22 protein-coding genes are annotated in these 17873 nt (G+C 63.4%); 13 read left to right on the top strand and 9 right to left on the bottom strand.

Annotated elements, in window-relative coordinates; genetic code table 11:
• Positions 1-91 precede the first annotated feature (91 nt).
• The 5 genes from AB7M32_RS01320 to AB7M32_RS01300 form a co-directional block, all read right to left on the bottom strand.
• The gene (locus tag AB7M32_RS01320) at positions 92-790 is read right to left on the bottom strand and encodes an OmpW/AlkL family protein (RefSeq protein WP_060740410.1); all 699 of its coding nucleotides are present in this window, start codon (positions 788-790) and stop codon (positions 92-94) included.
• A 224-nt stretch (positions 791-1014) separates the two neighbouring features.
• Positions 1015-1533, bottom strand: coding sequence for a DUF3299 domain-containing protein (locus tag AB7M32_RS01315; RefSeq protein ID WP_025215734.1), 519 nt, complete (start codon positions 1531-1533; stop codon positions 1015-1017).
• A gap of 11 nt (positions 1534-1544) precedes the next feature.
• Positions 1545-2810 carry an ABC transporter permease gene (locus tag AB7M32_RS01310; RefSeq protein WP_454248885.1) on the bottom strand — a complete coding sequence of 422 codons (1266 nt, stop codon included), beginning with the start codon at positions 2808-2810 and terminating at the stop codon, positions 1545-1547.
• 1 nt (position 2811) lies between these two features.
• On the bottom strand, positions 2812-3522 hold the full coding sequence (locus AB7M32_RS01305; protein WP_060740412.1) for an ABC transporter ATP-binding protein: 711 nt from the start codon (positions 3520-3522) through the stop codon (positions 2812-2814).
• Between the two features lie 136 nt (positions 3523-3658).
• A complete protein-coding gene (locus tag AB7M32_RS01300) occupies positions 3659-4246 on the bottom strand; it encodes a DUF2796 domain-containing protein (RefSeq protein ID WP_072410453.1) in 588 nt (195 codons plus the stop codon).
• A 120-nt stretch (positions 4247-4366) separates the two neighbouring features.
• On the opposite strand from AB7M32_RS01300, the gene AB7M32_RS01295 reads away from it, so the two are divergent.
• Positions 4367-4714 carry a hypothetical protein gene (locus AB7M32_RS01295; protein ID WP_454248884.1) on the top strand — a complete coding sequence of 116 codons (348 nt, stop codon included), beginning with the start codon at positions 4367-4369 and terminating at the stop codon, positions 4712-4714.
• On the opposite strand, the gene trxA is transcribed toward AB7M32_RS01295, so the two are convergent.
• From trxA to AB7M32_RS01280, 3 genes are all read right to left on the bottom strand, one after another.
• Positions 4711-5583 (bottom strand): thioredoxin, encoded by an 873-nt coding sequence (trxA, locus tag AB7M32_RS01290; protein ID WP_454248883.1) that lies wholly within the window; start codon positions 5581-5583, stop codon positions 4711-4713. The two genes, AB7M32_RS01295 and trxA, sit on opposite strands and share 4 nt — an antisense overlap.
• A 181-nt stretch (positions 5584-5764) precedes the next feature.
• Positions 5765-6421 carry a class I SAM-dependent methyltransferase gene (locus AB7M32_RS01285; RefSeq protein WP_454248882.1) on the bottom strand — a complete coding sequence of 219 codons (657 nt, stop codon included), beginning with the start codon at positions 6419-6421 and terminating at the stop codon, positions 5765-5767.
• Complete coding sequence (locus AB7M32_RS01280) at positions 6418-6882, bottom strand: YbaY family lipoprotein (RefSeq protein WP_072346358.1); 465 nt, start codon at positions 6880-6882, stop codon at positions 6418-6420. Before AB7M32_RS01280 ends, AB7M32_RS01285 begins: the two co-directional genes overlap by 4 nt.
• Before the next feature lie 127 nt (positions 6883-7009).
• On the opposite strand from AB7M32_RS01280, the gene nrdR reads away from it, so the two are divergent.
• From nrdR to AB7M32_RS01220, 12 genes are all read left to right on the top strand, one after another.
• Positions 7010-7474 carry a transcriptional regulator NrdR gene (gene nrdR / locus AB7M32_RS01275; protein ID WP_013694316.1) on the top strand — a complete coding sequence of 155 codons (465 nt, stop codon included), beginning with the start codon at positions 7010-7012 and terminating at the stop codon, positions 7472-7474.
• On the top strand, positions 7471-8604 hold the full coding sequence (ribD, locus tag AB7M32_RS01270; RefSeq protein ID WP_454248881.1) for a bifunctional diaminohydroxyphosphoribosylaminopyrimidine deaminase/5-amino-6-(5-phosphoribosylamino)uracil reductase RibD: 1134 nt from the start codon (positions 7471-7473) through the stop codon (positions 8602-8604). Before nrdR ends, ribD begins: the two co-directional genes overlap by 4 nt.
• Before the next feature lie 46 nt (positions 8605-8650).
• Positions 8651-9313 (top strand): riboflavin synthase, encoded by a 663-nt coding sequence (locus tag AB7M32_RS01265; protein WP_053125813.1) that lies wholly within the window; start codon positions 8651-8653, stop codon positions 9311-9313.
• 16 nt (positions 9314-9329) lie between these two features.
• Positions 9330-10421 (top strand): bifunctional 3,4-dihydroxy-2-butanone-4-phosphate synthase/GTP cyclohydrolase II, encoded by a 1092-nt coding sequence (gene ribBA, locus AB7M32_RS01260; protein WP_024617563.1) that lies wholly within the window; start codon positions 9330-9332, stop codon positions 10419-10421.
• Between the two features lie 247 nt (positions 10422-10668).
• Positions 10669-11145, top strand: a complete 477-nt coding sequence (gene ribH / locus AB7M32_RS01255; protein WP_003206025.1) for a 6,7-dimethyl-8-ribityllumazine synthase — start codon at positions 10669-10671, stop codon at positions 11143-11145.
• On the top strand, positions 11142-11642 hold the full coding sequence (nusB, locus tag AB7M32_RS01250; protein WP_003185935.1) for a transcription antitermination factor NusB: 501 nt from the start codon (positions 11142-11144) through the stop codon (positions 11640-11642). The genes ribH and nusB overlap by 4 nt, the downstream gene beginning before the upstream one ends.
• 18 nt (positions 11643-11660) lie before the next feature.
• Positions 11661-12626: a thiamine-phosphate kinase gene (thiL, locus tag AB7M32_RS01245; RefSeq protein ID WP_454248880.1), complete on the top strand. Its 966-nt coding sequence runs from the start codon at positions 11661-11663 to the stop codon at positions 12624-12626.
• Positions 12623-13126 carry a phosphatidylglycerophosphatase A family protein gene (locus AB7M32_RS01240; protein WP_053125805.1) on the top strand — a complete coding sequence of 168 codons (504 nt, stop codon included), beginning with the start codon at positions 12623-12625 and terminating at the stop codon, positions 13124-13126. The genes thiL and AB7M32_RS01240 overlap by 4 nt, the downstream gene beginning before the upstream one ends.
• A gap of 11 nt (positions 13127-13137) precedes the next feature.
• Positions 13138-13896 carry a substrate-binding periplasmic protein gene (locus tag AB7M32_RS01235; protein WP_454248879.1) on the top strand — a complete coding sequence of 253 codons (759 nt, stop codon included), beginning with the start codon at positions 13138-13140 and terminating at the stop codon, positions 13894-13896.
• A gap of 109 nt (positions 13897-14005) precedes the next feature.
• On the top strand, positions 14006-14623 hold the full coding sequence (gene ribA, locus AB7M32_RS01230; RefSeq protein ID WP_014340439.1) for a GTP cyclohydrolase II: 618 nt from the start codon (positions 14006-14008) through the stop codon (positions 14621-14623).
• Complete coding sequence (locus AB7M32_RS01225) at positions 14620-15039, top strand: hypothetical protein (RefSeq protein WP_060740421.1); 420 nt, start codon at positions 14620-14622, stop codon at positions 15037-15039. The genes ribA and AB7M32_RS01225 overlap by 4 nt, the downstream gene beginning before the upstream one ends.
• Complete coding sequence (locus tag AB7M32_RS01220) at positions 15039-15824, top strand: cobalamin-binding protein (protein WP_454248878.1); 786 nt, start codon at positions 15039-15041, stop codon at positions 15822-15824. The genes AB7M32_RS01225 and AB7M32_RS01220 overlap by 1 nt, the downstream gene beginning before the upstream one ends.
• A 114-nt stretch (positions 15825-15938) precedes the next feature.
• Here AB7M32_RS01220 and AB7M32_RS01215 read toward each other — a convergent pair whose 3' ends face one another.
• The gene (locus AB7M32_RS01215) at positions 15939-17819 is read right to left on the bottom strand and encodes a TonB-dependent receptor domain-containing protein (RefSeq protein ID WP_454248877.1); all 1881 of its coding nucleotides are present in this window, start codon (positions 17817-17819) and stop codon (positions 15939-15941) included.
• Positions 17820-17873: the final 54 nt, after the last annotated feature.

The following is a 17873-nucleotide window of genomic DNA, read 5'->3' as shown; positions in this document are numbered from 1 at the left end:
GCGCTGGGTCAGCCAACATCATTGCTGGCTGATCCACCGTCATCGCGAGCAAGCTCGCTCCCACAGGGAAGTTCGTACCTTTAAGTTCGGCTTAGAACTTGTAGCCCAACCCCACCATGTAGATGAACGGGTCCACATCGACATCCACCTTGGCCCGGGTACCGCCGGCCACGGCGTTGTTGTCCACATAGGCGGTGGTGTCAATGTCGATGTAGCGGATCTGGCCGTTGATCATGATGTTGTCGGTCAGCATGTAGTCGGCACCGACTTGCCAGGCCATGCCCCAGCTATTTTTCGCTCGGAAGTTGCTGAAGCCATTGGCGCTGGCTTCGCTGCCCACGTGTTCGTCGTAGATCCAGGTGTAGTTGATACCGGCGCCGACATAGGGCTGGAACGCCGACTTGGCGTCAAGCGGGTAGTAGACCAGGCTCAGTGTGGGCGGCAGGTGCTTGAGGGTGCCGAGCTTGCCGTTGGCCGCGCCCAGGGCGGTGCCTTTGATTTTCACGTCGTGCTCGAACGGCGAGGCCGCCAGCAGTTCGATACCCCAATTGTTGGTCAGCATGTAGGCGAAGTTCAGGCCCAGTTGCGTATCGCTGCTCATGGTCGCCTTGCCACCCAGGTCGGCGCCGGCCAGCGGGCCGCGGTCGACCTTGACGCTGGAGCTGTCGGCCTCTGGGTTGACGGTGATAGCGCCGGCGCGAACGATGATGTCACCGGCCGTATGGGCCTGGGCGAGCGGGGCAGCGAGCGCGAGGGCAACGAGGGAAGCGCTGAGCAAGGACTTGTGCATGGGGGCTCCAGAGGACATTTCAAAATTGATGTCCCATGGTACGGAGCCGCCTGGGCCGGTCTTTTGACACAGCTCAATGAAATGATGATGAGTCAATTGCGAGGCCCCTTCGCGAGCAAGCCCGCTCCCACCGTTTGACCGTATTTCTACTGGCAAAACTCGGTCAATGTGGGAGCGGGCTTGCTCGCGAAGGCTATTTCACAGGCAACCCATGACCCGCGGATTCACTCCGGCAGTTCATACACATAAATCTTCTGCGCCTCCATCTGATACCCGGCATCGGCCAGTTCACTGGTGGACGGCTTGACCTGCATCGGCCCCTCGACCCAGTACGGCTGGTACAACTCGTCGAGCTTTACGCCGACCTCGCTTTTCACATGCACGATCTGGTTCGACGGCGGTGGCGGCACGTGGATGCAGGCGCCGAAATACGGCACCAGCAGAAAGTCCGTAGTGCGACCTTCCTCACTGACTTCCAGCGGCACGATGTAGCCCGGCAAGCGAATCTGCTGGCCATCGAGGGCCTTGACCACCGGCGCGTTGGGCAAATCCTGCTTGGCGGCTGGAGCGGACTCGGCGGCCAGGGCGTCGCTCATCTTCGACAGGTCGTGCAGCGGTGTCATGTTCGGCACTTCCGGCGGTGCGTCCGGTGGGATCATTTCCGACCAGGCCAGGTCCCTCGGCTCGGCCGCCCACAGCGGCAGGGCGACCATCATCAACAGCGCAAGCAGGGCGCGGGGCATTTTCACGGTCCTCATAAACGGATCGACAGGCCATCGGCCAACGATTGGCGATAGGCGCGCCAGGCCGGCACGCTGCCCATCAGCAGGGCGGCGACCAGGATGCCAGCCATGAGCGTCCATTCATATTCGCTCGGCCAGCCCAGGGGCAAGTACAAGCCATAGGCCGACTGCACGTAACCCTGGGCGGCGGCGATGCCGATGTACAGCAAGGCCAGCCCGGCGGTGACCCCGGCCAGTGCCAGGGCAAAGGCTTCGAACACCAGCAGCGTCGCGATGTGCCACGGCCGCGCCCCCACCGAACGCAGGATCGCCATTTCCCGGCGACGTTCGTTGAGGCTGGTGAGGATCGCCGTGAGCATGCCGATCAACCCGGTCAGGACCACGAACAGCGAAATCACGAACAAGGCCTTTTCCGCCGTGCCCATCAGGCTCCACAACTCCTGCAGTGCTACGCCGGGGAGGATGGCCAGCAGCGGTTCGCCACGGAACTCATTGATTTCGCGTTGCAAGGCGAAGGTCGAAATCTTGCTGTTGAGGCCGAGCATGAACGCGGTGATCGCTTGGGGCGTGAGGTCCATGTTGCGGGCTTGGTCGGCGCTGATGCGCCCATTGCCCTGGGCCGGCACGCCGTTCCTCCAGTCGATGTGGATCGCCTCCATGCCGCCGAGGCTGATGTGCAGCGTGCGGTCCACCGGGGTGCCGGTGCGCTTGAGAATCCCGACCACGGTGAAGGGCTTGTCGTCATGCTTGACCAGGCTGATCGCCGCCACGCCGTGGGCCAGCACCAGTTCGTCACCGAGCTTGTAGTGCAGCGCCTCGGCCACTTCGGCACCGAGCACCACTTCGAACGGATCGGTGGCGAAGGCCCGCCCATCGGCCAGCTCCAGGTGTTGCTGGCGGCCGTATTGGTAATGTTCGAAGTAGGCCTCGGTGGTGCCCATCACCCGGTAGCCGCGATGGGAGTCGCCCAGGGACATGGGGATCGCCCACTTCACTTTCGGGTTTTTGGCGAACTGTTCGAAGCTGTCCCAGCGGATGTTGTTGGTGGCGTTGCCGATGCGAAACACCGAATACAGCAGCAGGTTCACCGAGCCGGAGCGGGCACCGACGATCAGGTCGGTGCCGCTGATGGTGCTGGCGAAACTGGCTCGCGCTTCGGTGCGCACTCGCTCCACCGCCAGTAGCAGACAGACCGAGAGGGCGATGGCAAACGCGGTGAGGATCGCGGTGAAGCGGCGGTTCGCCAGACTGGCCATGGCTAGACGGAACAAATACATCTCAGACCTCGAGTGGCGTGGCGGCGCGATTGAGATCGGCCAGCGAGAGGTGGCGGTCGAACAGCGGCGCCAGGCTCTGGTCGTGGCTGACGAACAACAGGCTCGACCCGGCCTCGCGGCATTCGGCGAACAACAGCCGCAGGAAGTTTTCCCGGGCGTCGTAATCCAGGGCTGAAGTCGGTTCGTCGGCGATCACCAGTTCCGGTTGACCGATCAAGGCCCGGGCGGCGGCGACCCGTTGTTGCTGGCCGATGGACAACGAGTCGGCGCGACGCTCCAACAGGTTCGGATCGGTCAAGCCCAGGTGGGCCAGCAGCGTGGCGGCCGCTTGATCGACACTGCCATGGCGCTGGGTGGCCCGCTGCGCGCGCAGTTTCGAGAAGTGGCAGGGCAGTTCGACGTTCTCCCGTACCGAGAGAAACGGCAGCAGGTTGAACTGCTGGAAGATGTAGCCGGTATGGTCCACGCGAAAGCGGTCGCGGCGGCCGGCGGCCAGTTCGCTGAGTTCCTGGCCGAGCAGGCGGATGCTGCCGCGATCCGGCGTTTGCACCCCGCCCAGCAGCCCCAGCAGCGTGGTCTTGCCGCTGCCACTCGGGCCCTTGAGGAACAAGGTTTCACCCGCTTCCAGGCGAAACGCCGGGATATCCAGCAAGGGCGGATGCCCGGGCCAACTGAAGCCCAGGTCGGACAGTTCGATGAGTGCTTGGGTCATATGAAACCGATCAGATCATGATGAACCCCTGTGGGAGCGAGCTTGCTCGCGATAGCGCTGGGGCAGGCTGCATCTGTATTGGATGTGCCGGCCTCATCGCGAGCAAGCTCGCTCCCACATTGGAGTTGGCAGTGAATCAGAATTTCAGGGTGGGCGCCTTGGCCGTCACTTCCACGCCTTGTTGGCCACTCGGGCTGATCAGTTGTACCTGAATTTTCTGAGTGGCCGGGAAGGTTTTGAACAGTGTCGCCAGGTCCAGGTTCTTCAATGCACCAGCGGCGGCGCAGGTGAACTGGTAGTGGGCGTGGATCTCACTGTGCTCGTGGTGTTCGTCGCCATCGGCGTCTTCGTCATGGTCTTCGTGGTCCGGTTCATCGCCGAATAACGGGCTTTCCAGTTCCTGTTGGGCCACGGTGCACTTGGCGGCGGCCGGCAGGTTGAACAGCGCCAGCGGCTTGTCCAACTGCGCCCGTACCGCGGCGACCTTGGCCTTGTCGGCATCGCTGGTGGCGGCGTGTTCGAAGCCCACCAGGTTCATCGCCGGGCTTTCCAGCTCCAGCTCCAGGGTCTGGCCATCCAGTGCCGCGTTCAGTCGAGCAACGCCGTGTTCATGGGCGCCGAGGCTGCCATGTTCGTGATCATGGTCGTGGTCATGCTCCACCGCCGCATGAGCGACAGCCAATGGCAGCAGGGCGAATGGCAAGGCGAGAAGCAGACGACGCATGACGAGTCTCCGAAAAGGTTATGTAATCTTATAACGAAAGTGCGGAGAGTTTGACCGTCTGCTTGGCGTCGCGCAAGGGCCATGGGAGCATGCGTACATGAAATATTCAGGAGCACGGTAATGTTGCGGATACGCGGAACCGTCGGCGAATGGCCGGTGGACTTGACGATCGAAATGGATGAGGGCGACTGGGCGCAGCTCGGCGCGCAATTGCAAGTGGCCAAATCCGAAGGCGTGGCGGCACCGGCGGCCAAACCGACGAATCAGGACGATGCCCAATGGCAGATCGCCAAGGAACTGCTGCGCAAGGCCGGTCAACTGAGCGGCCCGGACCTGCTGGAACAGCTCGAAGGCCTGACCGGCAGCGCCTCGGCGGGCAAGCGCTTGTTGGTGCGCTTGCGCCACTGCGCTGAGGTCAAGGTGTTGAGCGGCGGCGATACGCCGCTCTATAGCTGGAGTGGGGCTTAATACAACGCCGCGAACAACTTGCGACGATAGGTCGTCACCAGCGGATGATCGTTGCCCAGCAGTTCGAATACCTGCAACAAGGTCTTGTGGGGCAGGCCTTCGCTGTAGCTGCGGTTACGCACGAACAGCTTGAGCAGCGCATCGAGGGCCGCTTCGTACTGTTGGCGCGCCAGTTGCTGGATCGCCAGTTGGTACACCGCTTCATCGTCTTGCGGGTCTTTCGCCAGGCGCGCCTTGAGGTCGGCGGCGTCCGGCAGGTGCTTGGCCAGGCCGAGGAACTGGATCTGCGCCTTGGCACCGGCGAGGGCGGCCTTGTGCTCATCGCTTTTCACTGCGTCGAGCACCGTCTGTGCTTCGTCCAGCTCGCCGCGCTCGGTCAGGCAGCGGGCGTACAGGATCAGGGCCTTGGCGTTGGTGTTGTCGTCACCCAGCAACACCGTGAGCAGGGCTTCGGCGTCGGCGAAACGACCGTCGTCGAACAGCGCCTGGGCCTGTTCGAACGGGTCGGCGGCGGCCGGCGGCGGCATCTGCACATGGGGTTCGAGCATCGCCCGCACCGCCGATTCCGGTTGGGCGCCGGCAAAGCCGTCAACGGGCTGACCGTCCTTGAACAACACCACCGTCGGCAGGCTGCGAATGCCGAAGCGGGCCACAATGTCCTGCTCGATGTCACAGTTGACCTTGGCCAGCAGCAATTCGCCTTGATAACTCTCGGCAATGGTTTGCAGCATTGGCATCAGCGCCTTGCACGGCGCACACCACTCGGCCCAGAAATCCACCAGCACCGGTTTGTGGAAAGAGTTCGCGATCACCGACTGATCGAAATCGGCCGTGGTGGCGTCGAAGATGTAGGGCGTTTCCTGAGTCATTGGGAATCTCGTAGAGCGCTTGAATGGGGCAACTATACGGCTTGGTGGGGGGTGGCTGAAAGCGGGGTGGTGGTAAGAGGTGTGTTGACTGGCAGGGCCCCATCGCGAGCAAGCTCGCTCCCACAAGGGAACTCAAGTGCTCATGCGCCCCCTGTGGGAGCGGGCTTGCTCGCGAAGCTTTTCAGGCGCGCCGCGCGTGGTACAAGCTCACATGGCGAAACTCTTCCGGCTCGGCCAGGTCCGGCAGGGTCATGGCCTGGAGCATTTCGATGCGCCGGTACAGCGGATGCTGGAAATCCCGCACCCGGGAGTCGGCCACCAACGCCTCGCGACCACGGCTGAGGAACTGGTCGAGCAGCGGCAGGTTGGCCCGGTCGTAGAGCACGTCGGCGACCAGGATCAGGTCGAAACGATCAGCCTCGGCGAAAAAGTCCGTCGAATAACCCAGCTCCACGCCATTGAGCGCGGCATTGGCCTGGCAGGCGGCAATTGCCAGCGGGTCGAGATCGCAAGCCACCACTTCCAGCGCCCCGGCCTTGACCGCCGCAATGCCCGCCACGCCGGAACCGGCACCAAAATCCAGCACCCGTTTGCCTTCGACCCACTGCGGCTGCTCGGCGAGGTAGCGGGCCATCGCCAAGCCGCTGGCCCAGCAGAAACTCCAATAGGGTGGCTCGTGGAGAATGCGCCGGGTTTCTTCCGGGCTGAAGGCGCGGTCCATGTTGTCGCCGTCGATCAGCCACAACTTCAAGTCAGCGCCGGGTAGCGGACAAGCCACCAGGCGTGCGTCGCCAAGCAATTCACTCAACGCCCGTTGCAGGTCCTGCGGTGCCCTCATGGCGCTTTGACGAATTGCAGGGTGCCCAATGCCTGGGTGGTCGGTTGGCTGATGCGTTGTTCCGGCAAGTGCAGGATCAGTTGACCGGACTGGCTGGCGCGGCCACGCAGTTCCACGCGGGCACCCACCGGGAAGGCTTCCGGGTTGAAGCGCAAGCGGAAGGGCAGGGCCTGGTTGGTGCCGATCAGGCTGGAACTGGCAAGCAGTTGTTGGGGACGGTCCTTGTCGTCGATCACCAGCAGCGCCAGTTCCACTTCGGCTCCGGCCGGCACGCCTTGCAGGGTGCCGCTCAACTCGCGCTGGTACGCCGGCAGCGGTCCCAACTCGGTGGCCTGCCGGGCCTTTTCCTGGGCTTGTTTCGGCGCGGGGGCCGGAGCGGGCGCGGCGGGCTTGGGGGCATCGCTGCTGCACGCCATCAGCAGGCTGAAAAAACTGAGCAAAGCGAGCGATCGTAGCGGCATGTGTGGCTCCAGCAAGGTGAATTCCATGGATCTGACGGTAAGCCCGTCTGTATACCGTAAACCCTATGGCTTGTCTTGCCAGTGGGATGCGCTACCATGGCCCTCCCTTTTTTTGTTGCCTGCCACCATGCACTGTCCCTTCTGCGGTGCCAACGACACCAAGGTCATCGACTCGCGACTGGTCGCCGAGGGCGAACAAGTCCGCCGCCGCCGCGAATGCCTGGCTTGCGGCGAGCGTTTCACGACGTTCGAGACCGCTGAACTGGTGTTGCCGCGCCTGATCAAAACCGACGGCAGCCGCCAGCCGTTCGACGAAGAAAAACTGCGCGCCGGCATGCAGCGCGCCCTGGAAAAACGTCCGGTGAGCGTCGAGCGCCTGGAAGCGGCGCTGGTGCACATCAAGCACAAGCTGCGGGCCACCGGCGAGCGCGAGGTCAAGTCCCTGGTGGTCGGAGAGTTGGTGATGGCCGAGCTGCAGAAGCTCGACGAAGTCGCCTACATCCGTTTCGCCTCGGTATACCGGCGCTTCCAGGACCTGAACGAGTTCCGTGAAGAAATCGACCGCCTGGCCCGCGAACCGGTGAAAGAATGACTATCCCGGCGCAGCAGGCCGTCCTCGACGCCCACTACATGGCCCGTGCCCTGGAGTTGGCGCGGCGCGGTCACTACACCACCCACCCCAACCCCCGGGTCGGTTGCGTGATCGTGCGTGACGGGCAGATTGTCGGCGAAGGTTGGCACATCCGCGCTGGCGAGCCCCATGCCGAAGTCCATGCCCTGCGGGCCGCCGGTGACAAGGCCCGGGGCGCCACGGCCTACGTGACCCTCGAGCCTTGCAGTCATCACGGGCGTACCCCGCCTTGTGCCGATGCGCTGGTCAACGCTGGCGTGGCGCGGGTGGTGGCAGCGATGCAGGATCCTAACCCGGCAGTCGCCGGGCGCGGCCTGCAACGCCTGGCCCAGGCCGGTATCGCTACCGAAAGCGGCGTGCTGGAAGGTGAGGCGCGCAAGCTCAATGAGGGTTTTCTCAAACGCATGGAACAGGGCCTGCCGTTCGTGCGGGTCAAGCTCGCCATGAGCCTGGATGGCCGCACTGCCATGGAAAGCGGCGAAAGCCAGTGGATCACCGGCCCGGCCGCACGTTCGGCGGTCCAACGCCTGCGCGCCCAGGCCAGTGTGGTGCTGACCGGCGCCGACACGGTGCTGGCGGACAATGCCCGGCTGACCGTGCGCGCCGATGAGCTGGGGCTGGATGTCGAGCAGACTGCGTTGGTCATGAGCCGTCCGCCGTTGCGGGTGCTGGTGGACGGGCGCCTGCGGGTGCCGCTGGATGCGGCGTTTTTCAAGGCCGGCCCGGCGCTGGTCGCTACCTGCATGGCGGTGGAAGAACAGTACGCCAACGGTCCTGAATGCATGATCGTGGCAGGCGATGACGGCCAGGTCGATCTGCGTCGGCTGCTGGTAGCGCTGGCAGCCCGGGATGTCAATGAAGTGCTGGTGGAGGCCGGTCCGCGCCTGGCAGGGGCTTTCGCCCGACTGGGGCTGGTGGACGAGTTCCAGATTTTCATCGCCGGCAAGTTCCTCGGTTCTTCGGCGCGGCCACTGCTGGACTGGCCGCTGGCGCAGATGAAGGACGCTCCCCAGCTGAAAATCACCGAAATCCGCGCCGTGGGCGATGACTGGCGAGTCATCGCCGTTCCCGTTCCACCGGCCAGCGTATAATTCCCGGCTTTCGCTCACGCGGCGGCCCGTTCTCGAGGAGGACTCCATGTTTACCGGCATCATCGAATCCATCGGCAGCATCCGTGCACTCACCCCCAAGGGCGGCGATGTGCGGGTCTACGTCGAAACCGGCAAGCTTGACCTGAGCGACGTCAAGCTGGGCGACAGCATCGCGGTAAACGGCGTTTGCCTGACCGCCGTCGAACTGCCAGGCAACGGCTTCCTGGCGGACGTCAGCCGCGAAACCCTCGACTGCACGGCCATGAACGACCTCAAGAGCGGCAGCCCGGTCAACCTGGAAAAAGCCCTGACCCCCACCACTCGCCTGGGCGGGCACCTGGTCAGCGGCCACGTGGACGGCGTCGGCGAAGTGGTTTCGCGCACGGATAACGCCCGGGCCGTGGAGTTTCGCATCCGCGCCCCGAAGGAACTGGCCAAGTACATCGCCCATAAAGGCTCGATCACCGTCGACGGCACCAGCCTGACGGTCAACGCGGTGGATGGCGCCGAATTCCTGCTGACGATCATTCCCCACACGTTGAGCGAAACCATCATGGCTTCGTACCGGCCAGGTCGGCGGGTCAACCTGGAAGTCGACTTGCTGGCCCGTTACCTGGAACGCCTGCTGTTGGGCGACAAGGCCGCAGAGCCGGCCGCGGGTAACATCACCGAAAGTTTTCTGGCCGCCAACGGCTACCTCAAATCCTGACCCAAGGGGGTGCCGCGTGGCGCTCAATAGCATCGAAGAACTGGTTGAAGACATCCGCCAAGGCAAGATGGTCATCCTCATGGATGACGAAGACCGCGAGAACGAAGGCGACCTGATCATGGCCGCCGAGTGCTGCAAGGCCGAACACATCAACTTCATGGCCAAGCACGCCCGTGGCCTGATCTGCATGCCGATGACCCGCGAGCGCTGCGAACTGCTGAAGCTGCCGCTGATGGCGCCACGCAACGGCTCGGGCTTCGGCACCAAGTTCACCGTGTCCATTGAGGCCGCCGAAGGCGTGACCACCGGGATCTCCGCCGCTGATCGCGCGCGCACCGTACAGGCTGCCGCCGCTCGGGACGCCAAGGCCGAAGACATCGTCAGCCCGGGCCATATCTTCCCGCTGATGGCCCAGGCCGGCGGCACCCTGGCCCGCGCCGGCCACACCGAAGCGGCGTGCGACCTGGCGCGCATGGCCGGTTTCGAGCCCAGCGGCGTGATCTGTGAAGTGATGAACGACGACGGCACCATGTCCCGCCGCGCTGAACTGGAAACCTTCGCCGCCGAACACAACATCAAGATCGGCACCATCGCCGACCTGATCCACTACCGGATGATCCACGAACGTACCGTTCAGCGGATTGCCGAGCAGCCGCTGGACAGCGAACTGGGCCAGTTCAACCTGGTGACCTACCGCGACTCGGTGGAAGGCGACGTGCACATGGCGCTGACCCTGGGCACCGTATGCGCCGAAGAACCGACCCTGGTGCGGGTGCACAACATGGACCCGCTGCGCGATTTGCTGATGGTCAAGCAACCCGGCCGCTGGAGCCTGCGGGCCGCCATGGCCGCGGTGGCCGAGGCCGGCAGCGGCGTGGTGTTGCTGCTCGGCCACCCGCTCGATGGCGACGTGCTGCTGGCGCACATTCGTGAAACCGGCGATCAGGCAGTGGTGAAAAAACCGACCACCTACAGCATCGTCGGTGCCGGTTCGCAGATCCTTCGTGACCTGGGCGTGCGTAAAATGCGCCTGATGAGCGCACCGATGAAATTTAATGCGATATCCGGTTTCGATCTGGAAGTTGTAGAATACGTGCCCTCCGAATAATGGCCCGGAGATTCCGGCATTGTTGTTCAGGCTTGTTAGATTATTGTGGCGAGGGGATTTATCCCCGCTGGACTGCGCAGCAGTCCCAAAACAGGGGCCGCTTCGCAGCCCAGCGGGGATAAATCCCCTCGCCACAAAGGTACGCAAGTGAGCGGCAATACGGGATCTGCGAGTGCTGTAATTCGTGGCTAATATCACTGAAGGAGCGCGTATAGAACGCGCTCTGGCTCTTTAAGAGATCTGACGAATGACCCTGAAGACCATCGAAGGTACCTTCATCGCCCCTAAAGGCCGCTACGCTCTGGTAGTGGGCCGTTTCAACAGTTTCGTGGTCGAGAGCCTGGTAGGCGGTGCGGTCGATGCCTTGGTTCGCCATGGCGTGAGCGAAAGCGACATCACCATCATCCGCGCCCCTGGCGCCTTCGAAATTCCGCTGGTTGCGCAGAAAGTCGCTCAAAAGGGCGAATATGCGGCGATCATCGCCCTGGGCGCGGTCATTCGTGGCGGTACTCCGCACTTCGAATACGTGGCTGGCGAGTGCACCAAGGGTCTGGCCCAGGTGTCCATGGAATTCGGCGTGCCGGTCGCTTTTGGCGTGCTGACCGTTGATTCCATCGAACAAGCCATCGAACGTTCCGGCACCAAGGCCGGTAACAAAGGTGCCGAAGCTGCCCTGTCCGCCCTGGAAATGGTCAGCCTGCTGGCGCAGTTGGAGGCCAAGTGATTAGCGACGAAAGCGATCGTTTCAACCCGCGCGATCCAAAGCCTGCGGACGCCGGCAAGCCATCGAAAAGCGTCAAGCGTCGCGAAGCCCGTCAGCTCGCGACCCAGGCGCTGTATCAATGGCACATGGCCAAGCAATCGCTGAACGAGATCGAAGCGCAGTTTCGGGTCGATAACGATTTCAGCGATGTCGACGGTGCTTATTTCCGCGAGATCCTGCATGGGGTTCCACAGTTCAAGACCGAAATCGACACCGCGCTCACGCCTTGCCTGGACCTGACCATCGAAGAGCTGGACCCGGTCGAGCTGGCGGTTCTGCGCCTGTCCACCTGGGAACTGCTCAAGCGCGTCGACGTACCGTACCGCGTGGTGATCAACGAAGGGATCGAACTGGCGAAAGTCTTCGGTTCCACCGATGGCCACAAGTTCGTCAACGGTGTGCTCGACAAGCTCGCCCCGCGCCTGCGTGAAGCTGAAGTAAAGGCGTTCAAGCGCTGATTGGCGCTTGTTATCCCAATGGGTGAGTTTGAGCTGATCCGTAACTACTTCGCCGCCGCGCCTTGCGCGCAGGGCGGCGAGGGCGTTGCGCTGGGGATCGGCGACGACTGCGCCTTGCTGGCCGTTCCTCCCGGGGAACAGCTGGCGGTCTCCACCGACACGCTCGTGGCCGGTGTGCATTTTCCAGACCCTTGCGACCCGTTCCTGCTCGGCCAGCGCTCGCTGGCCGTGGCGGTCAGCGACCTGGCTGCCATGGGCGCCAAGCCTTTGGCCTTTACCCTTGCCCTGACCTTGCCGACGGTGACCACCGATTGGCTGCAAGCCTATGCCCGCGGTTTGAACCAGATGGCCCAGGCCTGTGGCATGGCGCTGGTGGGAGGGGACACCACGCGTGGGCCGTTGAGCCTGACCATGACCGTGTTCGGCCACGTGCCGTCCGGCCAGGCCTTGACCCGCAGCGGCGCGCAGCCCGGCGACCTGCTGTGTGTCGGCGGCGAACTGGGCAATGCCGCTGGCGCCTTGCCGTTGGTGCTCGGCCAGCGTCGCGCCGAGCCTGGGATTGCCGAGCCGCTGCTGGCTCATTATTGGTCGCCCCGACCGCAGATCGACTTGGGCCTGGCGTTGCGGGGAAAGGGCCGCGCGGCGATGGATATTTCCGATGGCCTGCTGGCCGATTGCGGGCATATCGCCCTGGCGTCCGGGGTAGCCTTGCAGGTTGAACGGGACCGACTGCCGCTGTCCAACGCTCTGGTAGCGTTTCTTGGCGGGGCCGATGCCGCGCAGGCCGCCCTGAGCGGCGGTGACGATTACGTGCTGCTGTTCGCCCTGCCACCGAGCCAACTGATGGCGTTGCAGGCCGAAGGCTGGCCGATCCATGTGATCGGCTGCGTACTGGCCGGGCAAGGCGTCACGCTGGTGGACAGCGACGGGCACGACATCACCCCGCACGTACGGGGCTATCAACATTTTCGGGAGACACCGTGACAGATCATCCCAACCAGGTCCCGGCAGAGTTCGTTCCGCCTTCGGTCTGGCGCAATCCCTGGCATTTCCTGGCATTTGGCTTTGGTTCGGGCACTTTACCTAAAGCGCCGGGCACCTGGGGCTCGCTGGTTGCGCTACCCTTCATACCGTTGTGGCAGATGTTGCCGGACTGGGGCTACTGGTTGATGCTCGGCATCACCATGCTGTTTGGCTTCTGGCTGTGCGGCAAAGTGGCGGACGACCTGCGGGTGCACGATCATGAAGGCATCGTCTGGGACGAAATGGTCGGCATGTGGATCACCTTGTGGCTGGTGCCGGAAGGCTGGTATTGGCTGCTGACGGGATTTCTGGTGTTCCGTTTCTTCGATATCCTCAAGCCATGGCCGATCCGCTGGATCGACCGACATGTGCACGGAGGTGTCGGGATCATGCTCGACGATGTATTGGCCGGGGTTTTCGCCTGGCTGGCAATGCAAGGATTGGTGTGGTGTTTCACCTGAAGGAGCCAGGCATGGGCGTAAGCCGCGCACTACTGCTGTTGCTGTGTCTAGGAACCTGTGTGGGGGTGAGGGTGGCCGAGTCGGCGCCGCTGCCCGACAAGGTCCGAGCGGCCAGCGAGGAGTGGGCCGATTACACCCAGGCCGATGGCCAGGGCATGGGCTGGGACATCTTGCGCGCGGTGTTCGAGCCTGAAGGCGTCAAGTTGGAAATCCGCAGTGTGCCCTACACCCGTTCGATCGGGTTGGTGCAGCGCGGCGAGGTCGACGTGCAGGTTGGCGCCTATCGGGATGAATCCGAAGGCGTGCTTTACCCGAAGTGGCATTACGACGTCGATCACATCTATGCCTTGGGGTTGGCCTCCAAGCCGACGCCCACCCTGGCGACGATTGGCAATTATCGGCTGGTATGGATGCGCGGGTACGAATACAACAACTACCTGCCCAACATCCGGCGTTTCAATGAGATCCACCGGGCGGTGGGTATCTTGCCGATGCTGATCCATGAGCGAGCGGATTTTTACATCGATGCGTCGATGGAAATCGAAGAAGTGCTCGCCAAGGCCGATAACCCGAAGCAGTTCAAACTCTCGCCGCTGATCAATTTGCCCCTCTACCTGGGCTTTGCCAACAACGCCAACGGACGGGCATTGAGCGAACTGTTCGACCGGCGGATGGAAGTGCTGGTGAAAACCGGCCAGCTCAAGCCGATTTTCGAACATTGGAAGCAACCTTATCCTTTCGACGAGAATGGCAAGCCACCGAAGCCGTAATCAAACTTTTCGATGGTTATGGCCGACAATTCAGCCTAAGCGTCGGTCGGGACGTGCTGTTACAATGCCCGCCTCTGCGAAACTCCAGTACTAGATCAGGAGCACACCGGTGCCTGTCGTTTTTGTTGCCGCTTCCAAGCTGCCAACGCCCTTTGCGCAATTCACCATGCATGGTTTTCTCGATGAAGCCACCGGCCGCGAGCATGTCGTGCTCAGCCTGGGTGATTTCGCCGACGGTTCTCCGGTGCTGGGCCGCCTGCATTCCGAATGCCTGACCGGCGACGCCCTGTTCAGCCAGCGCTGCGATTGCGGTTCGCAACTCGAGGCCGCGCTGCAGGCCATCGCCCGCGAAGGTCGTGGCGTGTTGCTGTACCTGCGCCAGGAAGGCCGTGGCATTGGCCTGCTGAACAAGATCCGCGCCTATGAACTGCAAGATGGCGGCGCCGATACCGTTGAAGCCAACGAACGCCTGGGCTTTGCCGCCGACCTGCGTGACTACAGTATCTGCCTGCCGATGCTGGAGCATCTGGGCGTGAAGTCGCTGCGCTTGATGACCAACAACCCACGCAAGGTCAAGGCGTTGACCGACATGGGCATCGTGGTGGCCGAGCGTGTGCCACTGCACACCGGCCACAATCCCCACAACAAACTCTATTTGGCAACCAAGGCCAGCAAGCTCGACCACATGATGGGCAACGAGCACCAAGGCGAGGTCGACCGGGCGTGACGCGCGGTCAGGTTCGGCGGCGGCTGTCGGTCAGTTGGTGGAAATACCTGGCCCTGGCCTTGCTGCCACTGTTCGTGATCAACGCGGTGTTTGGCCAGGGCGAAGCGATTCTGCCGGTGCTGGCGATGCCGTTGTTCATTGCCGGCCTGGCGTCGATGTTTGTCAGCCTGCGATTTTTCGGGCCGTATAAACAGGCCCTGGTCGCCACCCAGAAAGCCCTCGACACGCCCGAAGAACCCCAGGCCTGGATCGACCTGGCGGCCCGTCGCCGCGCCGCCTTTCTGGTGGCCGGGCTACCGGCCTGGATCGGTGCCCTGGCGGTGTTCGTGGGCCTGGAAGCGGTGCCGTTGATGCTGCTGGCCTTGTCGACTGCCGTGTTGTTCTACCTGTACCGCATCCCGCGTCAACTCGGCTGATGAGCCGCTGGCTGGCGGTCCTGCTGCTGGCCGTCAGCGCCTCGACGTTGGCCGCCTCGCGGGTCGTCAGCCTGGCGCCGTCGCTGTCGGAAATCGTCGTTGAACTGGGCTCCGCCGACCTGTTGGTGGGCGTGCTGGATGGTGGGGAACGCCCGCCGGCGCTCAGGGACGTACCCTCGGTAGGCCGTTACGGGCAACTGGACATGGAGCGTTTGCTCAGCCTCAAGCCCGACCTGCTCCTGCTCTGGCCTGGCAGTGTCGGCCCGGCCCAGCGCGAGCAGCTCAAGGGCTTGGGCATTCCCATCCATGTCGCCGAGCCCCGCAGCCTCGACCAACTCATCACGCAAATCGAAGCCATCGCCCAGCAGCTCGGCCGCCCGGAGCGGGGCGTGCAACGGGCGGCGCAGTTGCGCGTGCGTCTCGAGGCGCTACGTCAGCGCTATCGACGGGACCCGCCGTTGCCGGTGTTCTATCAGGTCTGGGACCGGCCGCTGTACACCGTTGGTGGTGGGCAGATCATCAGCGATGCGCTGAGCGTGTGCGGTGCCCACAACGTTTTTGCCGACCTGAGCGTGCCGGCGCCGCAGGTGAGTGTGGAAGCGGTGCTGCAACGTAGCCCGCAAGTCATCCTGGCCACGGAACAGGCGCAGCTCGATGCCTGGAAAACCTGGCCGGTGGCGCAGGGGCGGTTGTTGTTGGTCAACGACAAAGGCCTGGAACGGCCCAGTGGGCAGATGATCGAGGCGACGGCGCGGCTATGTGAGTTGATTGCGCCAGACAGGTAGACTGCGGTGCCTGCAATCGCGAGCAAGCTCGCTCCCACAGTTACCCTGTTGTGAAATCCCTGTGGGAGCGAGCTTGCTCGCGATGAGGCCAGGCCAGGCACCACAGTTCCTGGATCAGAATTCCGGGGTCCAAGTCACCCCAAACAACCACGCCCGACCTTCCTCCCGATACCCATACTGCCCCCCATCATGGCTATACAGCGCCCGGCTGTAACCCTTGTCCAGCAGGTTATCCACCTTCATCTCCAGCTTCACCTCCCGGGTCAGCGCCCAACTGCCGCGCAACCCGAGCAGGGCATAGCCGCCCAGGGCGTTGCGGTTGTCTTCATCGTCGTAGCTGCCGCTCACCGCTTGCCAGCTGGCGCCCAGGCCGAGGCGGTCGAATTGCCGGTCCAGGTCCAGGCTCAAGGTCCGTCGGGCGCGGCGGGCCAGGGTGTGACCGCTGTCACGGTCGCGCGGGTCGATGACGGCCAGGGCCAGATTGCCCTGCCAGCCGAAGAGATCCTGCAGATAGGCCATTTCAAAGCCGTTGATGCGCGCCGAGGCGACGTTCTGCGGGCGTGAGTCGCGGCCAAAAATGATCGCGTCCTCCAGGTCGGTGCGGTACAGCGAGGTTTCCAGGCGGGCGCTGTCGCTCAGTTGGCTGCGCCATTGCAGCTCGTAGCTCTTGGCCGTCTCGGGCTTCAGGTCAGGGTTGCTGAAGTCCGGGTAGTACAGGTCGTTGAAAGTCGGTGCGCGGAAGCTCTCGCTGTAGGTCAGCAACAGGTCGTTGGCCGGATTGACTGGCAGGGTGAGGGTGCCGCTCCAACTGTTCTGGCCGCCAAACTGTTGGTTCTGGTCGCGACGCAGGCCCAGTTCCGTCGAAAACGTTTCGGCCTGGAAGCGGTGCTGGATGAACGCTGCGCGGTTCCAGCGGCTGTCTTCGTCGAACGGCGTGCTGCTGTTGACCCGGTCCTGATACCAGTCGCCGCCGACGATCAGGCTGTTGCGCTCGTCCAGCGTCACATCGTTCTGCCAGGTCACGGAGTCGCGGTAGGTGTTGAAGACCTCGCGGACATCGCTGAGCTTGTCGAAGGTCTTTTCGCGGTTCTCGCTGTGGCCCAGTTCCAGGCGGGATTTCCAGGCGTCGTTGATTCGCCCGTCCACGTAGGTGCTGATGCTGCTCACCGCAAACTCGCTGTAGGGTTGCTGGGGCAGGGACTCGAAAGTGCTCGGGTCGAAGCGGCCGAATGGGTTGTCGTATTCGCTTTTGCCGCGGTTATCCAGCAGGTTCAGGCCAACTTCCAGGTCATCGCTGGCCGCATGGCTCAGGCTCAGGCTGAAGGATTGGTTGCGGTTGGCATCGTCGTCGCGGTCGCTGGCGTAGGACTCGTGGGTCCGGTTGCTACCGTCACTGTCGTCGAGGCTGGCGCCGAGGTTGAAACGGGTTTGCTCGTCGCCGCCGGACAGGCCCAGGCTGCGTTCCCAGGTCTGGTGGCTGCCGACCCCTACATGCAGGCGCGGTTGCAGGCCCTGCGTGTTGCCGCGACGGGTGAAAATCTGGATCACCCCGCCCACCGCGTCGGCGCCGTAGATCACCGAGCGCGAACCGCGCAGCACTTCCACGCGCTCGATCTGGTTGATGTTCAGGCGTTGCAGGTTGCTGTCACCGGAGGTGGCGTTACCGATGCGCTGGCCGTCCACCAGCACCAGGCTCTGGGCCGATTTGGTCCCGCGGATGTAAATCCCCGGCAGGCTGCCGCGCCCACCCAGCGGCGCCACTTGCACCCCCGGCACGCGGCTGAGCAAGTCCGTGACACTGGCCGGTTGCAAGCGCTCGATGTCGTCGCGGGTGAACACGGTGTTGGCGGCACTGCTGTCGTTACGGGCCTCGACCTGGCGGTTGGCGCTGATCACGATGTCGGGCAGCTTCAAGGCCTGGTCGCGTTCGAAGGTGTTGGCCAGCAGGTCGGGGATTGGTAATAGGGTGAGGGTGACGGCGAGGCGGAGTTTCATGGGTGTTCCGGACATTTCTGGTCTGCACAACCCCCTTGTGGGAGCGAGCTTGCT

It is taken from the genome of Pseudomonas sp. R151218B TE3479 (genome assembly GCF_053629195.1).
Note: the sequence above shows the minus strand (reverse complement) of the source record. Positions and strands in the feature narration are given on the sequence as shown.